The sequence below is a fragment of the Micromonospora sp. WMMD956 genome, from assembly GCF_029626125.1.
Taxonomy (GTDB): domain Bacteria; phylum Actinomycetota; class Actinomycetes; order Mycobacteriales; family Micromonosporaceae; genus Micromonospora; species Micromonospora carbonacea.
Genome location: NZ_JARUBI010000005.1, coordinates 7,351,193 through 7,373,912, shown reverse-complemented (window position 1 = coordinate 7,373,912; position 22,720 = coordinate 7,351,193). Strand labels below are relative to the sequence as shown.

At 72.4% G+C, this 22,720-nt stretch carries 15 protein-coding genes; 9 read left to right on the top strand and 6 right to left on the bottom strand.

What is annotated here, in order from left to right; genetic code table 11:
* Positions 1-24: 24 nt before the first annotated feature.
* The 6 genes from O7628_RS31880 to O7628_RS31855 form a co-directional block, all read right to left on the bottom strand.
* Positions 25-1,536, bottom strand: coding sequence for an ABC transporter substrate-binding protein (locus tag O7628_RS31880; protein WP_278136048.1), 1,512 nt, complete (start codon positions 1,534-1,536; stop codon positions 25-27).
* Between the two features lie 22 nt (positions 1,537-1,558).
* A complete protein-coding gene (locus tag O7628_RS31875; RefSeq protein ID WP_278136047.1) occupies positions 1,559-2,509 on the bottom strand; it encodes an ABC transporter permease in 951 nt (316 codons plus the stop codon).
* Positions 2,510-2,512: 3 nt separating this feature from the next.
* Positions 2,513-3,436: an ABC transporter permease gene (locus O7628_RS31870; RefSeq protein ID WP_278136046.1), complete on the bottom strand. Its 924-nt coding sequence runs from the start codon at positions 3,434-3,436 to the stop codon at positions 2,513-2,515.
* Between the two features lie 10 nt (positions 3,437-3,446).
* The gene (locus tag O7628_RS31865; RefSeq protein WP_278136045.1) at positions 3,447-4,430 is read right to left on the bottom strand and encodes a Gfo/Idh/MocA family oxidoreductase; all 984 of its coding nucleotides are present in this window, start codon (positions 4,428-4,430) and stop codon (positions 3,447-3,449) included.
* Positions 4,431-4,806: 376 nt separating this feature from the next.
* A complete protein-coding gene (locus O7628_RS31860; RefSeq protein WP_278136044.1) occupies positions 4,807-7,242 on the bottom strand; it encodes a M14 family metallopeptidase in 2,436 nt (811 codons plus the stop codon).
* A 377-nt stretch (positions 7,243-7,619) separates the two neighbouring features.
* Positions 7,620-8,852, bottom strand: a complete 1,233-nt coding sequence (locus O7628_RS31855; protein ID WP_278136043.1) for a PucR family transcriptional regulator — start codon at positions 8,850-8,852, stop codon at positions 7,620-7,622.
* 221 nt (positions 8,853-9,073) lie between these two features.
* On the opposite strand from O7628_RS31855, the gene O7628_RS31850 reads away from it, so the two are divergent.
* From O7628_RS31850 to O7628_RS31810, 9 genes are all read left to right on the top strand, one after another.
* Positions 9,074-9,991, top strand: a complete 918-nt coding sequence (locus O7628_RS31850) for a dihydrodipicolinate synthase family protein (protein WP_278136042.1) — start codon at positions 9,074-9,076, stop codon at positions 9,989-9,991.
* Between the two features lie 265 nt (positions 9,992-10,256).
* Entirely contained in the window at positions 10,257-12,302 is a 2,046-nt protein-coding gene (locus O7628_RS31845) for a M6 family metalloprotease domain-containing protein (protein ID WP_278136041.1), read from the top strand.
* A 76-nt stretch (positions 12,303-12,378) separates the two neighbouring features.
* Positions 12,379-12,831 (top strand): hypothetical protein, encoded by a 453-nt coding sequence (locus tag O7628_RS31840; protein ID WP_278136040.1) that lies wholly within the window; start codon positions 12,379-12,381, stop codon positions 12,829-12,831.
* Positions 12,828-13,409: a TlpA disulfide reductase family protein gene (locus O7628_RS31835; protein ID WP_278136039.1), complete on the top strand. Its 582-nt coding sequence runs from the start codon at positions 12,828-12,830 to the stop codon at positions 13,407-13,409. The genes O7628_RS31840 and O7628_RS31835 overlap by 4 nt, the downstream gene beginning before the upstream one ends.
* Positions 13,410-13,854: 445 nt before the next feature.
* Positions 13,855-14,946, top strand: coding sequence for a sugar phosphate isomerase/epimerase (locus O7628_RS31830; protein WP_278136038.1), 1,092 nt, complete (start codon positions 13,855-13,857; stop codon positions 14,944-14,946).
* Between the two features lie 376 nt (positions 14,947-15,322).
* Positions 15,323-18,541, top strand: coding sequence for a ThuA domain-containing protein (locus O7628_RS31825; protein WP_278136037.1), 3,219 nt, complete (start codon positions 15,323-15,325; stop codon positions 18,539-18,541).
* A 239-nt stretch (positions 18,542-18,780) separates the two neighbouring features.
* Complete coding sequence (locus O7628_RS31820) at positions 18,781-20,073, top strand: glycosyltransferase family 4 protein (RefSeq protein WP_278136036.1); 1,293 nt, start codon at positions 18,781-18,783, stop codon at positions 20,071-20,073.
* A 64-nt stretch (positions 20,074-20,137) separates the two neighbouring features.
* Positions 20,138-21,637, top strand: a complete 1,500-nt coding sequence (locus O7628_RS31815; protein WP_278136035.1) for an O-antigen ligase family protein — start codon at positions 20,138-20,140, stop codon at positions 21,635-21,637.
* Positions 21,638-21,663: 26 nt separating this feature from the next.
* Positions 21,664-22,719, top strand: coding sequence for a Wzz/FepE/Etk N-terminal domain-containing protein (locus O7628_RS31810; RefSeq protein ID WP_278136034.1), 1,056 nt, complete (start codon positions 21,664-21,666; stop codon positions 22,717-22,719).
* Position 22,720 lies beyond the last annotated feature (1 nt).

The following is a 22,720-nucleotide window of genomic DNA, read 5'->3' as shown; positions in this document are numbered from 1 at the left end:
GGTCCTCCGGGTCCGGTTCTCGGGTCAGCGCAGCGATACGCCGGCGAAGTCGGGCAGGTCGTTGGGGGTCGGGGTGAACCCCTCGACGGTGCCGCGCAGCACGACGTTGCCGTTGAGGTCGAGCGGGAAGATGCCCACCGCCTCGTCCCAGACGATCTTGCCGGCCTGGGCGTACAGGGTGGCCCGCTTGTCCTGGTCGAGTTCGGCGCGGGCGGCGAGCAGGATGCGGTCCAGCTCCGGGTCGGCGTAGCCGTTGCGCTTGGCGGTCGACAGGTAGAGCCGGGCCAGGGTGAAGTCGGCGTCGCCGGTGATCGTGCTGCCGGTCGTCATCGTGCTGTCCCAGTCGAGCTTGAGCAGCTTGTCCAGCCAGGTGGCCCGCTCCAGCTCCTGGGGCTTGACCACGATGCCGACCTTGGCCCAGTCGCTGATCATCGCGTCGGCGAAGGAGTTGCCGTTGGTGCAGCAGCCGCTGCTCCACATCATCGTGGTGGTGAACCCGTCCGGGTAGCCGGCCTCGGTGAGCAGCTGCCGGGCGCGGGCCGGGTCGTAGGCGTACGGGTTCTGCCCGGCGGCGCCGAACACGGCCTCCGGCAGCGGGCCGGTGGCCGGGGTCCCGGCCTGGTCGAACAGCGACTTGCTGATCTTGGCGAAGTCGACCGCGTGCCACATGGCCTGCCGGACCCGCGCGTCGGTGAACGGCTTGCGGGAGCTGTTGAACCAGATGTAGTAGTTGGCGTACGTCGGGAACGACTTGACGGTCAGGTCCTTGTTGTCCCGCAGCCCGGTGAGCTGGTCCGGCGGCAGGCCCCAGGTCACGTCGATCTCGTTGTTCGCCAGCGCGGTCACCCGGCCGGACACCTCGGGGATGTAGCGGTAGGAGATGCCGGACAGCTTCGGCCGGTCGCCGCGGTACTTGTCGTTGCGGACCAGGTTCACGCTCTGGCCGGCGGTGAACGACGAGACCTTGAACGGGCCGGTGCCGTACGGGGCGTCGAAGAACGCGCTGTCGCCGATCTTGGCGGCGGGGGCGATCCAGAGCAGGGTGAGGTTGCTCAGCACGGTGCCGAGCTGGCTCTTGGTGTGGATGGTCAGGGTGCGCTCGTCGGGGGTGCGGATGTCGTCGACGGTGGCCCACAGCCCGGCCAGCGGCCCCTTGCCGTCGATCAGCGCCTGGAGCGACGCCTTGGCGTCGGCGCTGGTCATCGGCGTCCCGTCGGCGAAGGTGACGCCGCTGCGCAGCACGAACTGCCAGGTCAACGGGTCGGGGTTGGTCCAGCTCTCGGCGAGCTTGGGGGCGATCCTGCCGTCGTCGCGGACCACCAGGGTCTCGAAGACCTCCTGGACGACGGTGAGGGTGGGTTGGTCCGCCGAGTTCGCGGCGAACGGGTTCAACGAGACCACCGGGGTCGGGTTGGCTACCCGGAGGGTGGTGCCGCCGCCGTCACCGGCGGGGTCGTCGGAGCCGAAGGAGCACGCGGTCAGCCCGAGCACGGCGGCGAGAGCCAGCGCGCCGAGCCGGGTGGTCGAAGATCTCATGTCTGCCCATTTCGCTGACGGGTTACCGGGTGGAGAGGTTCGGGTCGGAGCGGTCCCGTAGTTCGTCGCCGAGCACGCCGACGCAGACCACGAAGACGGCCAGGACCAGGCCTGGCAGGGTGGCGATCCACCAGGCGCTGGCCAGGTAGTCGCGTCCGTTGGCGATGGTGGTGCCCCAGCTCGGCGTGCCGGCCGGGATGCCCAGCGACAGGAAGCTCAACGACGCCTCGGCGACGATGACGAATCCGAGCTGGACGGTGGCGATGACCAGCAACGGGCTGGCCACCGCGGGGAGCACGCAGTGCCGCACGACGTGCCACGGGCCGGCGCCGAGGGTGCGGGCCGCGTTGGCGAAGTCCCGGGAGCGGGTCGCCAGGGTCTGCGCCCGGGCCACCCGGGCGAAGATCGGCCAGGTGGTGATGGACAGGGTGAGCACGACGTTGGTGACGCTGGAACCCAGCACGCCGGCGACGAAGACGGCGAGCAGGATCGACGGGAAGGCCAGTTGGATGTCGGCCAGTCGCATGAGGGTCGCGTCCACCGCCCCGCCGAGGTAGCCGCAGAGGATGCCGAGCGCGGCGCCCACGGTGCCGGCCAGCAGCAGGGTCGCCGCGCCGACCAGCAACGAGATCCGGGCGCCCTGCATGATCTGGGGCAGCAGGTCCCGGCCGACCTGGTCGGTGCCGAGCAGGGCCAGGCCGCCGTCGGACATCCGGCTGCCCGGGGGGAGCAGCCGGTCGGCGACGGAGGTCGCGATCGGGTCGTACCGGGCGACCAGCGGCCCGATCACCCCCGCCACCAGGTAGCCGGCGATCACCCCGAGGGGGAGCCACAGCCGCAGCCGGCGACGTCGGCGGCGGCGGGGTGGGGCGGCCGGCGGGGTCGACGCCCCGTCGGGCGGGCCGCCGTCGGTGGGCACGACCGGTGTGCCGAGCACGGCCGAGCCGGGTACGCCGTCGGACACGGTGGTCACCTCTCAGACGCTCTCGCGGACCCGGGGGTCCAGCCGGACGTACAGCAGGTCGACGAGCAGGTTGATGACGATGAAGATCACCGCGACGGTGATCACGCAGGCCTGCACGACCGAGTAGTCGCGGGCGGCGATGGCGTCGGTCATCAGCCGGCCCACCCCCGGCCAGGCGAACACGGTCTCGACGATCACCGCGCCGCCGAGCAGGCTGCCGAACTCCAGGCCGGCCACGGTGACGACGGGGATCAGCATGTTGCGCATCGCGTGCCAGCCGACGACCCGGGTCTCGGACAGGCCCTTGGCGCGGGCGGTGACCACGTAGTCCTCGTGCAGCACGTCGAGCAGCCCGGAGCGCACCAGCCGGAGCACCACGCTCAGCAGCGGCAGGGCCAGCGTCACCGCCGGCATGACCATCGCGGCCGGGGACCCCGCGCCGGAACTGGGCAGCAGGTGCAGGAACCGGGAGAAGACCAGGATCAGCATGATGCCGACCCAGAACGTCGGAAGGGACTGGGTGAGCATCGACAGCACCGAGACCACGCGGTCCACCACGCCGTTGGGTCGGGTCGCCGCCAGGGTGCCCAGGGCGAACCCGAGGACCAGGACGATGGCGAAGGCGGTCAGCGCCAGGGCGGCCGTCGCCGACAGGTGGGTGAGCACCAGGTTCGTCGCGGCGTCGTGGAGCCGGAACGACTCACCGAAGTCGAGGGTGACGGCGCGCCTGAGGAACTGGACGTACTGGACGGGTAGTGAGGCGTCGAGCCCGTACTCCCGGCGCAGCGCCTCGACGGCCGACTGGTCGGCGTCCGGGCCGAGCACCGCGGTCGCCGGGTCGCCGGAGACCGCCCGCATCGCGAAGAAGACCACCGTCGCCGCGCCGAACAGGACGAGTACCGAGATCGCGAGGCGACGCAGCGCGTACCGCAGCATCTCTGACCCCTCAGTTGCCGGGCGGCGGGTCGCCGGCCAGTGCCGCCTCGATGTCCTCGACGACGGTGACGGCCGCGCGGCCCTCCTCGCCGCTGACCGGTGTCGGTCCGCCGGTCAGCGCGGCGTCGACGAACGCCTCCAGCTCGGACCGCAGGTTGTAGGCGCCGCCGCCGTCGCGACTGGGCCAGAAGTAGGTGTCCATGAAGCTGGCCGCCCCGCCGCGGTGGGCGTACAGCAGGTCGTTGTGCGAGAGGTTCATCTCGAGGATCCCGTGCTCACCGACGATCCGCAGACCGGCGTCGGCCCGCGACGGGCGGGAGTGCGGCAGCGTCCAGTTGTTCTCCATCGTGCCGATCGCGCCGTCGTCGAAGCGGACCGTGGCGTGCACGACGTCGTGACTGGGCGAGAGCACCTTGCGGCCGACCGCGCCGGTGACCTCGACCTCGCGGCCGGTCACGAACCGGAGCAGGTCGGCGTCGTGGATGCCGAGGAACCAGGCGACCGACGTCCGGTCCCAGATCCCCTCGCCGACCGCCTGCGAGGTGCACCGCCACACCTTGACGTGCCAGATGTCCCCGAGTTCGCCGGAGCGCACCACCTCACGCAGTCGCCGCACCCGGGGGTCGAACCGCAGCACGTGGCCGATCATCAGTGCGTCGGGATCGGGCCGGCCGGCGATGATCCGGTCGCAGCTGGCCCGCGACAGCGCCATCGGCTTCTCCAGCAGCACCCGCTTGCCCGCGGCGAGCGCGGCGAGGGTGGCGTCCTCGTGCAGGTGGTCCGGCGTGCAGATGCTCACCGCGTCGACCTGGTCGAGGAGGTCGACGACGTCCGGGACGGCCCGGACGCCGAGGTGGGTCTCGGCCCATTCCCGGTTGCGTGGCGAGACGTCCGCGACGGCGACCAGTTCGGCCTGCCGCACGTCGCGCAGCGCACGGGCGTGCAGCTGTCCCTGGACCCCGACTCCGACGACACCGACCCTTAAGCGGTCCACACCCGGCTCCCACTGTTGCGTACCAACTGAAGCTAGATGTGTACCTAGCTCGGTTAGTTGTACACCTGTGCTCCGGGTCGCGCAAGACGCGAGTTCACCTCCGCAACGGCCCCCGACCTGCGGGATCGACGTTCGGCGGTGGTCACCCGCGCGGGCGACCGCCGCCCGTCGAGCGGGAGCTGGGGCCGCCGCGTACCCGGCGCGCCGGCCGACGGCACAACAGAAGATGCCCGAGCCGCGGTGCTGCGGCTCGGGCATCTTCCGGTTTCGCGGGGACGCGGCGGCGACGGATTGTCACCGCTGGCGGGTCACGGGTCGGGCGGGGTCGACCAGCGGGGGTCCGGCGGCGCGGACCCCCGCTGGCGCGTTCCGGGCCTCAGCCGGTGGGCAGGGTCGCCCAGCCCCGGTTGAAGGTCTTGCTGTCCTCGTCCGGCCGGTAGTTGCGTTCGATGTTGCCGGCCGCGTCCACCGAGAACCAGTGGATCTTGGTGCCGACCGGGACGGTCAGCGTCTCGGCCCCCTCCCGGATGCCCGCCGAGGCGTACAGGGTGGACTCGAACGTCGGTCGGCTGCCGTCGAGGGTGTAGAACACCGCCGCCGGCTCGCTGACGTCGAACCGGACGCTGACCGCGCCCTCGGTGGCGCTCGGCGTGACCGACAGGGTGCTGGTCGGGCGCTTCTTGTCCTTGTCGTAGTCCCGGGCCACCCGCAGCAGCTCGACCAGGCCGTTGCTGAACTCCATGGTCTCCTGGTGCGCCTCCTCCCAGGTGGGCTGGAAGCTGGTGCCGACCTCGAAGTTCCAGGCGTAGATGCCGTACTTGTACCAGAGCATGTCGCCGGAGTTGCCGGCCGCCGAGTACAGCACGTCGGAGATCGGGCCGGTCCGGGCCGGGGTGACCGCCATGTTGCGGTGCCGCTTGATCGCGGTGAGGATGCGCGACGACGCGCCCCAGAAGAACGACTCCTCGGCCAGCGTCGGCCGGGGCGCGGAGATCCGGCCCGGGGTGGCGTACGCGCCCGGCGACCACATGAAGTAGTTGCCGGAGGAGTGCAGGTTCATCGAGAACTTCATGTTCGGCCGCTGGGCCAGCCAGTCGACGTTGCGGTTCTCCGGCTCGGACAGCTCGCTCGGCCCGGCGTAGGTGTCGCCGGTGCAGCTCGCCGACGCCCCCGAGTAGCCGTCGAAGAGGCTGTACTCGGTGTAGTTGCGGTTGTTGTCCACGCCCCACGAGTTGCGGGCCAGCGCGTCGGTGGCGCCACCCGGCGCGCAGTGGTTGGTCATGTTGCGCCGCTGCGAGGCGTAGTCGTAGAACGAGTAGTGCCCGCCGTCCGGGTTGATCGACGGGACGATCCAGATGTCCAGGGTGCGCAGCAACTGCTTGGTGTTCTCGTCGGTGGCGTGGTTGCGCAGCAGCCGCTCGGCGGTCTCGATGGTCACCAGCGGCGGCACCCACTCCCGCGCGTGCTCCTGCGCGTAGGCCAGCACCCCGGTGCGGGAGCCGTCGCGGTACTTGCCGATCCGGATGGCGTACACCGGGTGCGGGTCGCGGGAGACCCCGGCCGGCGCCTTCAGGTTGTCCGACAGCGGCGTCGGCGCGACCGGCGCGACCACCCCGGCGCCGGCGTCCCCCCGATAGGTGTACGCCGTGACCAGCGCGCCCGCCTCGGCGGTCAGCGCCGCGGCGACCTGGGCGGCGGTGCTGGTCACCGCCCCGGCGGCGTCGGTGGCCAGGCTGACCCGGACGGCCTTGCCGGTCACCGTGACCGACAGCGGCCGGTCGGCCGCGCCCGGGTCGGCCAGCTCGACGGTGATGTCGTTGCCGCCCTCGTGTCCCCAGGCGAGCGAGTCGACCGCGACCCGGGTGGCGTTGCTCCCCCCGAGCACGACCTGCGCCTTACGCCGGTAGCCGTTGGTCTGGTACGGCAGCTTCACCACCTCGGCGAGCTGCGGGTAGGCGTCGGCCAGTCGCTTGATCCGGTCGTACAGCTCGGTGGGGGTGAGGTAGCTGGTGACGAAGTCCTTCTGGTAGCCGGGGCCCTCCGGGCTGTCGGCCGGGATCGGCAGCCACTCCTTGACCTCGGCGACCGCCACGTCGCCGGAGGGGCTGGTGATCTGGATGCGCTCCGGCCGGGCGGTGACGGCGGCGGCGCCCCGGTGGTAGAGGTAGACCCCGGCGTCGACGAACCGGGAGATGTTCTGGGTGCCGCCGGTGCCGATCTCGGTGCCGGGGCCGCTGTCCCGGGCGACGGTCAGCGCGCTGGTGGAGGTCTGCCCCTGGGCCCACTTCGCCTCGACCGAGAGCACCTGGTTGGTGCCGGAGGTGTAGTAGTCGGCCCGGATGATCTTCACGTCGGAGGTCGCGGCACTGCGCTCCAGGGTCGCCGTGTACGCCCGGTTCTCGGCCTGGTGGGCGGCGATCGTGGCGTCCCGCTCGCTGATCCGCTGCGCGGAGTCGGCGGCGTCGTGCAGCACGGCGCCGACCCGGTAGCCCATCCGCTTCAGCGCGGCGACCTCGGTCGGGGTGACCACGGCGTGCACCACGATGCCCGCCTCGGTGGGGGTGACGTGGTGGTCGAGGTCGACGCCGGTGGCGACCAGCGCGTCCAGCTGGGCGCTGCCGTCGACCGTCACCTCCACCACGTCGGCCTGCTCGTCGGCGGAACGTTCGAGCACGACCGGGGCGTCGGCCTCCCGGTCGGGCGGGGCGGCGGTGCCGGCGGTCGCCGGGCCGGCGATCAGCAGCAACGCCACGCCGGCGGCCGTGGCGGCGGGTAGCCGCCGCCAGCGGCGGGGGAGCGCGGAACGGGACATTCGGGCCACCTTTCCTCAGGTGCGAGACGGGCCGACGGCGCGCGGCAGCGCCCGCCGTCGGGCGGGTGTGCGAAACAGGGAGGTCGGACGCCGACAGTCGGGCGACGGCGGCGACCGAACACGACGTCCACCCGCGGACGACGGGGGACACGGGGATGTCTCCCGAACGGGCGGATGCGACGGACCGGCGCCGATCCGGTCTGCGTGACGGGCGGGGGGCGAACCTGGTTACGGTAGGTCGTGGGGGCGTTGCCGATCGGTGCGCCCATCCTGGCCGTGCCTGCTCTGATCTGTCAATGATCTGTCCGGCCGCACACGGACTGTCACAGCGCGACGGCGCGGGTGTCCTCTCCCGACGGTCGATCCGGCGGCGACGGTCAGGACCCCGACCGGTAGTGGCCGGTGAGCCGGCCCAGCTTCATCGCCAGGTGCAGGCACAACCGTTCGTTGCCGTCCTTGAGGTCGGTCTCGGCGAGCTGCTCGACCCGTTGCAGCCGGTAGTAGAGGGTGGTCCGGTGCAGCCGCAGCTTCTCGGCGGTCGCGTGGGCGTTGCCGGCCAGGTCGAGGTATGCCTCAAGGGTCTCCAGCAGCACCTGGTGGGCGTCGTCGCGCAGTAGCCGTTCCAGCCCGGGGTGCACCCCGGCGGCGTCGAGGTCCCGGCCGTCGAGCTGGGACAGCACCCGGTAGATGCCCAGGCCGGACCAGGAGACCACCCGGCCGAGCGCCGGCAGCTGCACGCCCACCCGGGCCGCCTGCACCGCCTCCCGGTAGGACTCCACCGCGTCGGCCAGCCCCGGGCGGGACTGGCCGATCCCGGTCACCGTCCGTTCCACCGAGGAAAGCCCCCGGGTCGCCTGGGCCAGCGCCTCGTCGAGATGCTCGGCCGCGACCTTCGGGGTGGGCTGGCCGGCGATCCGGCCGCCAGAGATCAGCAGCACCCCGTGGTCGGGCCAGACCATGTGCAGCGACTCCCGCACGCCGAGCCACCGCCGGGTCGCCACCAGCGCCTGTTCCAGCGCGATCCGGGCCACCTCGTCGAGGTGCCGCCCGGCGGCGGGGACGAGCTGGGCCACCACGGCGGTGGTGGGGCCGTCACCGGCGACCGTGCCCTCCTCCAGCAGCGCCCGGACGGCGTGCGTGCGGGCCTGCGCGCTCTCCACCAGCAGCGTCCGGGTGGCCTCCGACTCCCGCTGCGAGGCCAGCTCGCCGAGCAGGTTCTCCCGGTAGAGGGCCAGCGACAGGTCGGTGAAGGCGCTGGTCGCGGTGGCGATGTCGGCGTCGGTCATCGACCCGTCGTCGTCGATGAACCAGACGAACCCGAGCAGCAGGTCGTCGTGCCAGATCGGCACGCAGACCCGGGGGAGCAGGTCGAGGTCGACGTCGGCCGGGGTGCGCACCGGCTCACGGGCGGTGAGCACGCCCATCCGGCGGAACCAGGCGATCACCTCGGGGGTGGTCTGCCGGCGCAGGATCGACATCCGGCGCACCTCGTCCATCGGCCCGTCGTGTTCGCTGTAGACGACCACCCGCTGCCGCCGGTCCTCGATGAGGGCGGGACGCCCCACCCGGGCGGCGACGGCATCGACTATGCGCTGAAGCTCACCGTGCATGGATCTCCCCTGGTTGGCTGCGCGGCAGGGGTGCGACAGCCGGTGCCCTACCCTCTGCGGCCGGTGGCCCCGGGCGCAAGGTCCACCGGGGATCTACCGACAAAAGGACGGCCCCCGGGGCGACTGTTCCGGCAGTTGTCCGAAGCGCCGCCGTGATCGCCGATCGTAAGGTTCCGGTGCGGTGGGCAGCGGGCCGCCGGCGCGCAGGAGGGAACGCCCGAGTGACAGCTGGTAGGCCCTGGCGGGGGGTGCTGGTCGCCGTCACCACACCGTTCCGCGACGACCTCGCCGTCGACTTCGACCGGCTCCAGGAGCACGTGCGCTGGCTGGCCGAGGCGGGGTGCCACGGGGTGACCCCGTGCGCGTCGGTGGGGGAGTACCGGGCGTTGTCCGACGACGAGCGGGCCGACGTGGTGCGGGCGACGGTGCAGGCCGCGCCGCCCGGCTGCGCGGTGCTGCCCGGCGTCGGCGGGTACGGCAGCCGGCAGTCCCGCCGCTGGGCGGAGCAGGCCGCCGCCGCCGGGGCCCACGGGGTGCTCGCCCCGCCCCCGGACGGCTACCCTGCCGGCGACGCCGACGTGGTCGCCCACTACCGGGAGGTGACGGCCGTCGGGCTGCCGGTGGTGGCACACAACGACCCGTACGACACCCGGGTGGACCTCACCCCGGAGCTGCTCGCCCGGGTCGCCGAAACCGACGGGATCGTCGCGGTCGAGGAGTTCTCCGGTGACGTCCGACGGGTGCACCGGATCAGGGACCTCTGCCCGCACGTGGACGTGCTGGCCGGCGCGGACGACGTGCTGCTGGAACTCGTGTTGTGCGGGGCCCGGGGCTGGGTCGCCGGCCTGTCCAACGCGCTGCCCCGGCAGGCCCTGCGCCTCTACGACCTCTGTGCCGCCGGTGACCTGGCCCGCGCGTTGCCGCTCTACGCCGAACTGCACCCGGCGTTCGGCTGGGGCTCCCGGCCGGAGGCGGTGCAGGCGATCAAGCTGGCGATGGACTGCGCCGGGCGGTTCGGTGGACGGTGCCGCCCGCCGCGCGGCCCGCTGCCGCCGCCGGTCGCCGCCCGGCTGCGCCGGGACCTGGTCCGGGCCCTGTCCGTCACCATCGATCCGGTTGCCGACGGCCGTTCCCGCTGAACCGTCCGGGCTGCTCCGGCCGGTGCCCGGGGCGCGCCGGCGGGCCGGGCCGGCCGGTCCGGCCCGGGGCCCCGGCCGGTCGCGACCGGACGCCGGTCCTTCAGGTGTCGGAAGCCGCCGGTTCACCTGCCGACATCTGCACGGTGACCCGCCCCGGCCCGTCCTCCTAGATTCGCTGCGCGGCCCGGTGCACGGCTGTCCCGGCGGCCATCCCTCGGGACACCGGTCACGGGCGGCCGCGTCCCTCCCGACGAGAGGTGAACCCGTGCACCGTGCTCCCCGCAACACCCCCCGACTGCGGCGTCGCGTGCTGGCCGCGGTCCTGGCCGGCACGCTCGTGGCGACCGCCTCGACGCAGGCCGCCGCGGCCCCGGCCAATCCGGCCGGCGGCACCGCGCCGTTCCAGGTCCTCGACCCGCAGGCCTGGCAGAACCCCGACACCATGACCTGGGACGACTACCAGGCGGTTCCCGGCAAGAACTGGGCCGATCCGAGTGTGCGGGGCTCGATCCGCAACTTCAAGATCGCCCTGGTCGCGCTCGACTATCCCGACCAGACGTTCGCGGTCTCCCAGCGGGCCCGCTCGACGGTCTTCGGCAACCCCCAGTCGGTCGCGGCCAACATCCCCCGCGCCGACGTGCCGAAGTTCTACCAGGACTTCCTCAACACCCCGAACACCCTGAACAAGGGGCACACCCTGCACGAGTACTGGATGCAGGACTCCAACGGGCGCTACGGCGTGGACCTGGCCGGGTTCGGGCCGTACCAGATGCCGGCGAAGTCCTACCAGTACGGCCTGGACAACAGCTTCAACCCCGGCGCCTGCCCGAGCGGGGACACCTGCAACAAGAACATCCGCACCGACGGGCTGGGCGCCTGGCGGGCGGCGGTCGGTGACGAGGTCGCCAACCAGTACGAGCTGGTCTTCATCCTCAGCGCCGGGCAGGACGAGTCGTCCACCTGGCAGGAGTTCGGGCAGATGATCTTCCAGAACAAGGAGGACGTGCCGGATTCCTGGGGCCCGCCGGACCCGAACCTGCCGAACTGGGCCAAGACCCGCTACGTGGAGTGGACCTCCTGGAAGGCGGCGGCGACGCTGTGGCCCAACGCCGGTTCCGGCTCCTCCACCCAGGGGGAGAGCTCCGGCATGGGGGTGTACGCCCACGAGCTGACCCACCTGCTCGGCATCGGCGACAACTACAACAACCCGTACGGCGAGCCGTTACGAAGGGCGTACACCGGCATCTGGAGCATGATGTCGCGCGGGTCGTTCAACGGACCCGGCGGCCCGCACACCCGCTGGCAGATCCCGCCGACCAACGGCGGTTCGATGGGTTCGCTGCACACCGTGCGGGACAAGCTCAAGATCGGCCTGCTCGGTGAGGAGCACGTGCTGCGGCTGTCCCGGGAGGCGCTGGCCTCCTCGGGCCTGGTCGTCGCCCAGGTGACCGCCCGTGCGGTCGACGCCGGCCCGAAGGGGCTGACCGGGGTGAACATCGCCCTGAACAAGGACCTCTCGCCGGCCTGCACGGTCGCCACGAACCCGCTGTGCGACGGCGGGAGCTTCAACAACTACACGGTCGAGGTCGTCGACCGGATGGGGGCGGACTCGTTCACCCCCGACCGGGGCGTGCTGCTGAGCAAGACCAAGAACGCCGACAGCGCGCCGTTCCAGTGGGTGGTGGACGCCAACCCGCAGGACATCGACATGATCGACTTCTACCGGCCGGACGGCACCCCGCAGAAGATCACCATGGGTGACTACCGGCAGCTCTCCGACGCGCTGTTCCACGCCGGGGCGGACACCGGCAGCCAGTACGAGTACGTCGACGAGGCCAACCGGCTGCACTTCTACATCATCGACCTCAAGCGGGACTCGGCCGGCTCGCTGTCGTACACGGTGGCGGTGCGGTCGCTGGACGGCACCGGGGGCCCGAGCACGCACGGCGTGACCCTGGGCAAGGGCGAGGTGACCAGCACCGGCAAGCCCACCAACCGGGGCGTGACCTGCTCGTTCGAGCTGACCAACAGCGGCGTCTACTCCGCCGGTGGGCAGCAGCACCCGGAGGACGCGACCGCGTACCTGAAGTCGGACGTCTACCGGCTCTCGGCGGAGGTGGCCGGCAAGGGCTGGCGGACCTGGCTGCCCAACCCGCTGGCGACCGCCCAGTTCGGCAAGTCCACCACCGTCCGGGTGTCGGTGGGGGCCACCGCCGCCGCGGCGGACACCGGCTTCGTCAAGCTCACCGCGACCTCGGAGAGCGACCCGTCGAAGACGGTGACCAAGCAGTGCCGGGTGGAGAAGTCCTGACCGGAATCGACCGACGCCGTGGGTCCGTGGTGGCGCAGGCCGCCACGGACCCACGGCGCGGGTGGGAGGAGACCACGTGCGGCTGACCACGAGCGCCCGCCGCGGTGTCGGCGCGCTGGCGATCCTGCTGCTGGCCGGCGCCACCGGCTGCGGCGGCCCCGACGCCGAACCGGAGGCGGTCACCCAGACCACCGTCCGGGTGCTGGTCCGCGACATCAACATCCGGGCCGAGGGCGTGGACTGCGCCGGCACCGGCCCGTACCTGTACTTCCACCACCGGGCGCCGTTCCGGCTGCTCGACCCGGACGGCGCGGCCTTGGTCACCGGGACGCTGCCGGCGGGCACGGCGGTGGCCGCCTTCGCCGAGGACCTCGGGGTGGAGCGGGTGCCGACCTACTGCGAGTTCGCGGTGCCGGTGCAGGTGCCGCAGCGGGCCGGGTACCGGCTGGAGGTGGCCGGCCGGCCGGCGCTCGACCTGACCCCGGACACCAGCGAGGGTCCGGCGCTGGTGGCGGTGGTGCCGACGTGAGGCGGCGGCTGCTCGCGCCGCTGCTGGTGGTGCTGGCGCTGGTCGGCTGCACCGCCCGGCCGGCCGCCGAGCCCGCACCGGCGCTCGCCGGCGGCGCGTCGACGTTGCCCGGCCCGGTCCCCGCCGACCTGGCGCTGCGCCCGGCGCCCGGCACCGCGCCGGCCGCCCCCGCGTTCACCGGCGCGCTCACCGACGGCACCCCGCTCACCGCCGCCCGGATCTGGGCCGACCGGCCGGTGGTGTTCACCTTCTTCAGTTCCTGGTGCACCACCTGCGTCGACCGGCAGGACGCGCTGAGCGACCTCGCCCGCCGCCACCGGGACCGGGTGGTCTTCGTCGGGGTGGCGGGCGCCGACCAGGCCGACGAGTTGCAGGACTACCTGCGTGCGCACCGGGTGGAGTATCCCGTCGTCGTGGACGAGCAGCAGACGATCTGGCGGTCGTACGCGGTGCGGGAACCACCGGCCGTCGTGCTGGTCGCCAAGGGCGGCGCGTTGCTGCGCGGGTGGCCCGGTGGGCTGGACGCGGCGGCGCTGGAGCAGCGGCTCGGGGAACTGGTGCTGGCCGGATCCGGGTAGCCGCCCCGGGTGAGGACGGCCGGCCCCCGCCGGCCCGTGCGGGCGTGGCGTCGAACCGACGGGAGGTCGACGCTGCGCCCTGCGGCGTGCCTGGGGTCTCCCGTCTCCGTCGCGGTCGGTGTTCGCGCTGGTGGGGGCCGGTGGATCCACGGGGGAGGCCGGTGCGGGCGACCGTCCGGCCGCTCCCCGCCGACCATCGGGAACTTCTGTTCGCGCGAACAAAAGTTTCTCCGTTCGAGGTCTATCTTTAGCCGTCGGCCACCGTTAGTGTCCGGTTCACGGACGTAACACGGTTGACATCACCCCTTGATCGACCAGCCATCTACCGGGCCACGCGTATTCGGCGGCGCAGGTCCTTCGACCCTCCTAGCAGGACTTCGCACGTCTCCACGGTCCGCAGGGCCGCTTTCGAAAGGTGGAAATTGTGAACGAGGATCAGCGCCGTATGGCCGCCGACCCCCAGTACCGCGCCCAGGTCACCCGCCGTCGGCTGCTGGCCGCGTCGGCCGGCGCCGCCGCCGTGCTCGGCGCGGCCGGCCTGCCGGTGCTCCAGACGAACGGTCCCGCCCGCGCGGACGGCAAGTGGCGGGTCGACCCGCTCATCCCGGCGCAGAACCGGGGCATCATCCTCTACAGCGTCCGGGACCGGATCTCCGCCGCCCCCGACGACAGCGGCGTGCCCTACGGCTTCGAGCGGGTGCTCGCCAGCCTGGCCGAGATGGGCTACAAGGAGATCGAGTTCGCCGGCTACAACCAGCACACCTCGATCCTCGGTCGGCAGATCACCCCGACGGAGATCCGCAAGATCCTGGACGACAACGGGCTGGTCGCCAACGGCACCCACACGTCGATCAACGCGGCCACCTTCCAGCAGCAGCTGGACATCGCCGAGGAACTCGGCATGAAGAACATCGGCACCGGCAGCGACCCGACCAACAGCGCGTACCAGTCCGACTGGGACGCCGCGGCCGACCTGTGGAACGAGCTCGGCCGGCAGGCCAAGGAGCGCAAGATGCGCCTCTACACCCACAACCACGACGTGGCCTACTCGTTCCTGCTCGACAGCGGCCCGCTGGACGCCAACGGCAAGCCCACCCGCTCCTCCGGCGTGCGCCGGCTGGAGTACTTCTTCGCCAAGACCGACCCGAAGTACGTTTTCTTCGAGTGCGACATCTACTGGGCGTACGTGGCCCGGCACAAGCACACCACGTACACCAACTCGGCCGGCCAGCAGAAGACCTCGCTGTTCGACCCGATCCTGAACGTGGCCCGGCGCACCAAGCGCTTCCCGCTGTTCCACGCCAAGGACGGCAACCGCAACACCGCGCTGCCCAACGGTTACGAGATGATCCCGCTCGGTGAGGGCGACATCAACTTCCAGCAGTTCTTCCAGACCATCGGCGAGTCCGACTTCCACCACGCCAACTGGGAGATGGACACCGCCCCTGGCGGCACCGCCAACCCGGGCCAGTCGCTGGACTTCGCCCGGCTCAGCTACGCCAACATGGCCGACCTGACCATCTACACCAACGACTGACCGCCCGCCGGCCGTAGCCGGGCACCGCCGGCCGCACCGCCGCCGGCACCCAGGTGGCGGTCGCGTCCCCCGACGTGACCGCCACCTCTCCCGGGCCCCGCCCCGACCGTCCGCGCCGCCCGGCGGCCCCGGACGGCGACCGGGCGCACCGCCCCCGTAGCCCGTCACCTCTTCCGACCCGTGACCCCGGGCCGCGCTGCCGCGCGCCCCGGCACGGGCCCAGGCCGCACGCAGCTCCCCGGTCGGCGAACCGCACGGGGCCGGGACGGCGTCGTCCCGACCCCACCGGAGAGCGAGACGCGGCACAGACCACCCGGGTGGCCCCGGCGACCCGCCCGGAGCAGGCAGCACATCGTCCCCCCACCGGAGGAACCAGATGGCAAGATCGGCACACCGATGGCTCGCCGCGATCGCAGGGGTCGGGATCGTCGTCCCGCTCGCCGCGGCCGCCCCGGCGTTGGCCCAGCCGGCCCAGGACAAGACCAGCGTCCTGGTGTTCACCAAGACCGACGGTGAGCGTCACCCGTCGATCGACAAGGGCGTCAACGCGATCCGCACCCTGGGCAACGGCAACGGCTTCACGGTCGACGTCACCCAGAACTCGACCGCGTTCTCCGACGACAACCTGGCCAGCTACGGCGCGGTCGTCTTCCTCAACACCACCGGCGACGTGCTCAACAGCAGCCAGGAGGCGGCCTTCGAGCGCTACATCCGCAACGGTGGTGGCTACCTCGGCGTGCACGCCGCGGTCGAGGCCGAACCGTCGTGGACGTTCTACCGCGACATCGTCGGCACCACCGCCGCCGGCACCGCGTCGAGCGGGCCGGCGAGCATCGACGTGGCCGACCGGGCGCACCCGGCGAGCAAGCCGCTCGCCCGGCAGGTCAGCCTGAACGACCAGTGGTACAACTTCACCACCAACGTCCGGGGCACCGCGCACGTGCTGGCCACGGTGGACGAGAAGACGTTCACCGGTGGCACCATGGGCTACGACCACCCGATCTCCTGGTGCAAGGACTTCCAGGGCGGCCGGTCGTTCTACACCGGGCTCGGCGACTCCGCCGACACGTACGCCAACGGCGTGTTCCGCAAGCACCTGCTCGGCGCGATCCAGTGGTCGGCCGGCATCGTCGAGGGGGACTGCGGGGCGACGGTCAAGGCCAACTACGAGAAGGTCATCCTCAACGACGAGCCGGGCGAGCCGATGACCCTGTCGGTGCTGCCCGACGGCCGGGTGCTGCACAACACCCGGGCGGGTGAGATCCGGTTGTACGACCCGGAGACCGGCGCCAGCCCGGTGATCACCACCATCCCCGTCTACCAGCACGACGAGGACGGCCTCCAGTCGGTCACCATCGGGCCGGACTTCGCCACCGACAGGTGGGTGTACGCCTACTACGCGCCGAAGCTCGACACCCCCACCACGGACGCGCCGGCGACCAGCACCGACCCGACCGCGTGGGACGTCTACAAGGGCCACAACCAGCTCTCCCGGTTCAAGTTCGTGGAGGAGCCGACCCCGCACCTGGACCTGGCCAGCGAGCAGAAGATCATGAAGGTCGACACCGACCGGGGCATCTGCTGCCACGTCGCCGGTGAGATCAAGTTCGACGGCAAGGGGCTGCTCTACCTGGTCACCGGTGACGACACCAACGCCGGTGGCTCGGACGGCTTCACCCCGATCAACGAGTCGCCGACGCAGGGGCCGGGCTACGACGCCCAGCGGTCCGCCGGCAACACCAACGACCTGCGGGGCAAGGTGCTGCGGATCAAGGTGAAGGCGGACGGGTCGTACAGCATCCCGGCCGGCAACCTCTTCCCCGAGTCCGAGGACCGCGACGACCAGACCCGCCCGGAGATCTTCCTGATGGGTCTGCGCAACCCGTTCCGTTTCGACGTGGACTCCCGCGGCTTCGTCTACATCGGCGACTACTCGCCGGACTCGCAGGTGCCGAACCCGGCCCGAGGGCCGGAGGGCACCGGTCGGTGGATCGCCACCAACAAGGCCGGCAACTTCGGCTGGCCGTACTGCTACTCGCCGACGCTGCCGTACATCGACTACGACTTCGTCACCAAGGAGTCCAAGGGCGCGTTCAACTGCGCTGCGCCGGTGAACGACTCGCCGCGCAACACCGGCCGTCGGGTCCTCCCGCCGGTGCAGGACCCGCAGCTCAACTACACCTTCCGGGCCACCACCACCTGCGCCGAGGCGTACCTGGCCAACCCGCCCGGCACCTGTGAGTTCCAGTGGCCGGTGCTCGGCACCGGCGGCGTGGGCCCGATGGGCGGCCCGGTCTACAAGTACGACGCCGCGCTGGCCTCCGAGACCAAGTTCCCGGAGTACTACCACGACGCGGTGGTCTTCGGGGAGTTCACCCGGGACAAGATCTTCATGATGCGCACCAACGGCAGCGGCAAGCTGGTCGGGGTGGAGCAGTTCCTGCCGGGCTTCGTCTTCGACAACCCGATGGACATGGAGTTCGGCCCGGACGGCAACCTCTACCTGCTGGAGTACGGCGACGGCTTCTTCCGGGCCAACCCGGACGCCGCGCTGTCGGTGATCCGTTACGCCAAGGGCACCCGGGCGCCGGTGGCCGAGCTGTCGGCCAGCCCGACCTCGGGCCAGGCGCCGCTGACCGTGCAGTTCTCCGCCGAGGGCTCCTACGACGCGGACCCGGGTGAGACCATCACCTACGCCTGGGACTTCGACGGCAACGGCACCACCGACTCGACCGAGCGGGACGCGTCGCACACCTACACCACCAACGGGGTCTTCACCGCCAAGCTGACGGTCACCGACTCCAGCGGCAAGACGGCGGTGCTCACCCGCGAGATCACGGTGGGCAACACCGCGCCCACCGTGAAGGTCACCTCGCCGCTGTCCGGCACCTTCTTCAACTGGGGCGACACCGTGCCGTGGACGGTCACCGTGACCGACCCCGAGGACGGCCCGATCGACTGCAGCCGGGTCACGGTCTCGTTCGTGCTGGGCCACGACACCCACGGCCACGGCATGAGCGACGCCAACGGCTGCTCGGGCTCCTTCGAGACCCCGGCCGACGGCGCCGACCACGCCGGTGGCTACCTGTACGGCGCGATCAGCGCCACCTACACCGACAAGGGCGCCAACGGCCAGCCGGCGCTGTCCTCCCTCGACCAGGTGGTCCTGCAGACCTTCCGGCAGCAGGCCGAGTTCGCCCAGGTGCAGCAGGGCGTCACCCTGGCGAACACCACCGACGCCGGTGGGGGCCAGCACGTGTCCGGCATCGACAACGGCGACCACATCGCGCTCGACCCGATCAACCTGGGCGGGATCGACTCGATCACCTTCCGGTACGCCGGTGGCTCCACGGCCACCGCCGGAACCCCGCGCGGCATCGTCGAGCTGCGGCTCGACTCGCCGACCGGTGAGCTGGTGACCAGCGCGACGCTCAACGCGACCACCGGCACCAGCGCCTGGGCCAGCCAGACCTTCCCGGTCAGCCAGGCGGCCGGCACGCACGCCCTCTACCTGGTCTTCAAGCCCGTCTCCGGCGGACCCACGACCAGCCTGTTCAACCTCAACTGGGTGGAGTTCGGCGGCCCGACCTCCTGACGTCACCACCCGGACGCCGGGAGGACGGAGACTCCGTCCTCCCGGCGTCGCACCGGCACCGGGGCGGCCACCGGCACCCGGCCGGGCGGCACCCGCAGGTGCCCGACCCGGCCGGTGGCGACGGTGGCCGGCCAGGTCTGACTGACCGGCCAGTGGCCGGCCGACCGTCGATGATCTAGCGTCCCGTGCGCCCGGGGGCCACGCCCCGCCCCGGCACGCAGCGAAAACGAGGGGGGACCGTGCCGTTCCGTAACGATGCCGCCGACCGAGGGGGACAGCCCCGCCCCGACCGCCCGGGGCCGGGCGTCACCTGCCCGCCGGGCTGGCGTCCCCTGCGGGTGGCGATGATCGGCCAGAAGGGCGTGCCGGCCACCTACGGGGGGATCGAACGGCACGTCGAGGAGATGGCCAGCCGGCTGGCCGGCCTCGGCCACGAGGTGACCGTCTACTGCCGGGACAGCTACGGCGCGGTCGAGGAGACCCGGCACCGGGGCATCCGGTTACGGCGGGCCCGCACCGTGCCCAGCAAACACCTCGACGCCATCGTGCACTCGGCCACCTCCACCCTGGCGGCGCTGGCCGAGCGCCCCGACATCGTGCACTACCACGGCCTCGGCCCGGTGCTGACCGCGCCGCTGGCCCGGTACGCCTCCCGCGCCCGGGTGGTGCTCACCGTGCACGGGCTGGACAACCAGCGCGACAAGTGGGGCCGGGCGGCGCAGGCCGTGCTCGGCACCGCGTACCGGCTCAGCGGGCACCTGCCCGACGCCCGGGTGACCGTGTCGCGGGGCCTGGCCGCGCACTACGCCAGCCGGTTCGGCCGGCCCGCCCGCTACATCCCCAACGGGGTGGTCGCCCCCACCCACCTGCCGCCCCGGGAACTGTCCCGGTTCGGCCTGCGCCCCGGCAACTACCTGCTGCTGGTCGGCCGGCTGGTCCCGGAGAAGGCCGCCGACCTGCTCGTGCGGGCGTTCCGTCAGCTGCCGACCGACCTGCGGCTGGCCATCGTCGGCGGTTCGGCCTTCACCGACGGGTACGTCGCCCAGCTCCGCGCCGCCGCCGGCGACGACCCGCGCATCGTGTTCACCGACTTCGTCTACGGCGACGTGCTGGCCGAGCTGTACTCGCACGCGGCGGCCTTCGTTCAGCCGTCCCGCCTGGAGGGGCTGCCGCTGACCGTGCTGGAGGCCGCCTCGTACGGCCTGCCGGTGGTGGCCAGCGACATCGAACCCCACCGCGAGATGCTCGACCGCGACGGCCCGGGGCAGCGGCTGTTCCGCGACGGCGACGTCGACGACCTGCGCCGTGCGTTGCACACGGTGACCGCCGACCTGCCTGCCGAACGGGCCGGCGCCGCGCTGCTGCGGGACCGGGTGCTCGCCGAGTACAGCTGGGACGCGGCCGCCCGTGAGCTGGAGGAACTCTACTTCTCGCTGGCCCTGCGCGCCCCCCGCCGGGGGGAACCGGACGTTGGGTCGCCCACGGTCGGCGTAACGGCCCATGCCCCCCGACCTCGGCGACCGTTAGATTAGGCCGTTCCTCCGGCCGTCGGCGGCGACCGGCAATAGTTCCCTGGAAACGAGTGGTCGGCGAGCGGTGGACGGACAGCGACACGGCACGGAGAGTGACCTCGCCCTGCCCGACGGCGGGCGGCGACGGTGGGCCGCCGGTGATCCGACCGCCCGCCTGCTGACCGTCGGCGCGGCCCTGCTCTGCGCCGTGGCGGCGGTCGCCGTCGGGTTGGCCGCCACCGGCGGCGGCCGGGTCGGCGCGGTGCTGCCCCTGGCGGTCCTCGCCGGGCTGGCCGTCGGCGTGCTCGCCCTGACCCGGTTCGCGGCGTACGTGCTGCTGATGCTGGCGGTCCGCTCCTGCGTCGACCTGTTCAAGCTCAGCGGCCCGACGGCCGGCCGGGCCGACGGCGCGGCGGCGACCCGGGCGATGGACCCGTCGACGATCCTCGCGGTGCTGTTCCTGCTCGCCGCCGGGCTCTGGCTCGCCGCCCAGCTACGCCAGCGGGGCCGGCTGCGCGGCTCGCCGCTCGGCGTGGCGATGCTGCTGGTCGGGGCCACCTCCCTGGTCAGCGCGGCGGGGGCCGCCCAGCCGGTGCCCAGCGCCCTGGAGGCGTTGCGGATCGGCACCGTGGTGGTGATGTTCGTGGTCCTGGAACAACTGATGCCGGACCTGCCGGCGGTCCGCCGGGTGCTGCTCGCCGCGTACGCCTCGCTGGCGCTGGCGGTCGGCTACACCGTCGTGCTGTCCCTGCTCGGCCACCCACCGGCCGAGGTCAAGGGGGGCTTCACCCGGATCAGCGGGCCGTTCGGCCAGTCCACCACCTTCGGCCGCTACCTGATGTTCATGGTGATCTTCGGGTTCGGCATCCACCGCTACCTGGGCCGCCGGCTCCGGCTCGGCCTCGGCGCGTTGCTCGCCGCGTCGCTGCTGTTCCTGCTGCTCACCAACACCCGCAGCGCGATCCTCGGCGCGGGGCTGGGCCTGCTGGTGGTGGCGGTGCTGCACCGCAGCCGGCGGATGCTGGTGGCGCTCTGCCTGGTCGCGGTGGCCGGGGTGGCCCTGCTGCCGAGCGTGGCGCACCGCTTCGGGCAGCTCGCCGACAGCACCGCCGTGGGCGGCGGCCCGACCGGCAACACCCTCGCCTGGCGGGTCGGCTACTGGTCGGAGATCGTGTCGCTGGCCAACCGCAACCCGGTCACCGGGATCGGCCCCAACATGACCAAGTTCGAGGCCGACGAGGCGAAGAAGCCACACAACGACTTCCTGCGCGCGTACGTGGAGACCGGGCTGGCCGGGCTGCTGGCGTACCTGGCGATGCTGGCGCTGTGCCTGCACACCGGGCTGAACGCGCTGCGCCGGGCCCCACCGGGGAGCCTCGGCCGGGGGATCGCGATCGGGTTCCTGGGCTGCGCGGTCGCCTTCGTCGCGGTCAGCGCGGCGTCCAACGTGATCTCGAACGTGGTCACCCTGTGGTACTTCGCGGCGTTCGCCGCGGCAGCCGGCGCGGTCGCCCGGGGGCTACCGGCCGAGCCGACCCGGGTGGCGACGCCCCGACCGGTGGGCACCGGGTGGCACAACCGATGAAGCAACGAGCAGTGGGGAGCGGCAGGGTGGAGATCGTCGACTATCTGCGGGTCGCGCGGCGTCGACTCTGGCTGCTGGTGGGCATTCCGCTGGTGGCCGGGGCGGCGGCCGCGCTGGTCGTCCTGCTCGGCCCGCAGCAGTACGCGGCCACCTCGTACGTCGCCGCGCCCGCCCTGGTCGGCGGCAGCGCGGCCCAGCAGTACACCGGCACCCAGGCGGCCAGCCAGTTCGCGGCGGCCTTCGCCGCGGCGGTGACCTCCCCGCAGGTGGTCGGCCAGGTGGCGGCCGACACCGGGGTGCCCGCCGACACGCTGCGCGACGGGCTGGCGGTCAAGCAGGTCGGCGCGAGCAGCCAGCTCACCGTGACCTACACCGCCGCCGACCGGTCCACGGTCGACCCGGTGCTCGCCGCGACCGGCAAGCGGGCCCTGGCCTTCCTCTTCGCCAGCCAGGTCGGCATCGCCACCGACGAGGTGAAGACGGCCACCGACGAGCTGACCACCGCCACCCGGGCGATCAACGACTGGGAGAAGGCCAACAAGGTCAGCCAGCCGGACAAGCTCTACCAGTCGACCCTCCAGGAGATCGCCAGCCTGCGGCAGCAGCAGTTGCAGATGGAGGCGGTCGGCAACACCCGGGGGGCCAACGCCGCCGCCGAGTCGATCAGCGCCGGGCAGAAGCGGCTCGACGGGCTCGGCCCGAAGCTGCCCGACTACCAGGCGCTGATCGCGCAGCGGGACAGCGCCACCAGCGCGTTGGCCTCGGCCCGGCAGCGGCTGCAACAGGCCCGCGCCCAGTCCCAGGCCGCCGACCCGGAGAAGGTGACCAGCGTCGGCGAGGTGCAGCCGGTGTCCCGGGTGAAGGCGCTGGTCGGCCTGGTGCTCCCGGTGCTCGGCGCCGGTCTGCTGCTGGCCGTGCTCCTGGTCGCGGTGCTGGAGTGGCTGTCGCGCAGCCGCCGGGCCGGCCAGCCGTCGGCCGTCGGTCGGGCGGCCCCGCCCGGTGGGCGGCGCGGCGGCGACGACACGGTGGTGCTGCCGGCGGTCACGGCGGGCGTGCCCGAGCAGAACTCCCGGCACCGGTAGG

Coding starts and splice junctions, on each gene's coding strand:
- O7628_RS31880 (WP_278136048.1), bottom strand. CDS start 1,536: ATGAGATCTTCGACCACCCGGCTCGGCGCGCTGGCTCTCGCCGCCGTG.
- O7628_RS31870 (WP_278136046.1), bottom strand. CDS start 3,436: ATGCTGCGGTACGCGCTGCGTCGCCTCGCGATCTCGGTACTCGTCCTG.
- O7628_RS31860 (WP_278136044.1), bottom strand. CDS start 7,242: ATGTCCCGTTCCGCGCTCCCCCGCCGCTGGCGGCGGCTACCCGCCGCC.
- O7628_RS31855 (WP_278136043.1), bottom strand. CDS start 8,852: ATGCACGGTGAGCTTCAGCGCATAGTCGATGCCGTCGCCGCCCGGGTG.
- O7628_RS31830 (WP_278136038.1), top strand. CDS start 13,855: ATGGCCGCCGACCCCCAGTACCGCGCCCAGGTCACCCGCCGTCGGCTG.
- O7628_RS31825 (WP_278136037.1), top strand. CDS start 15,323: ATGGCAAGATCGGCACACCGATGGCTCGCCGCGATCGCAGGGGTCGGG.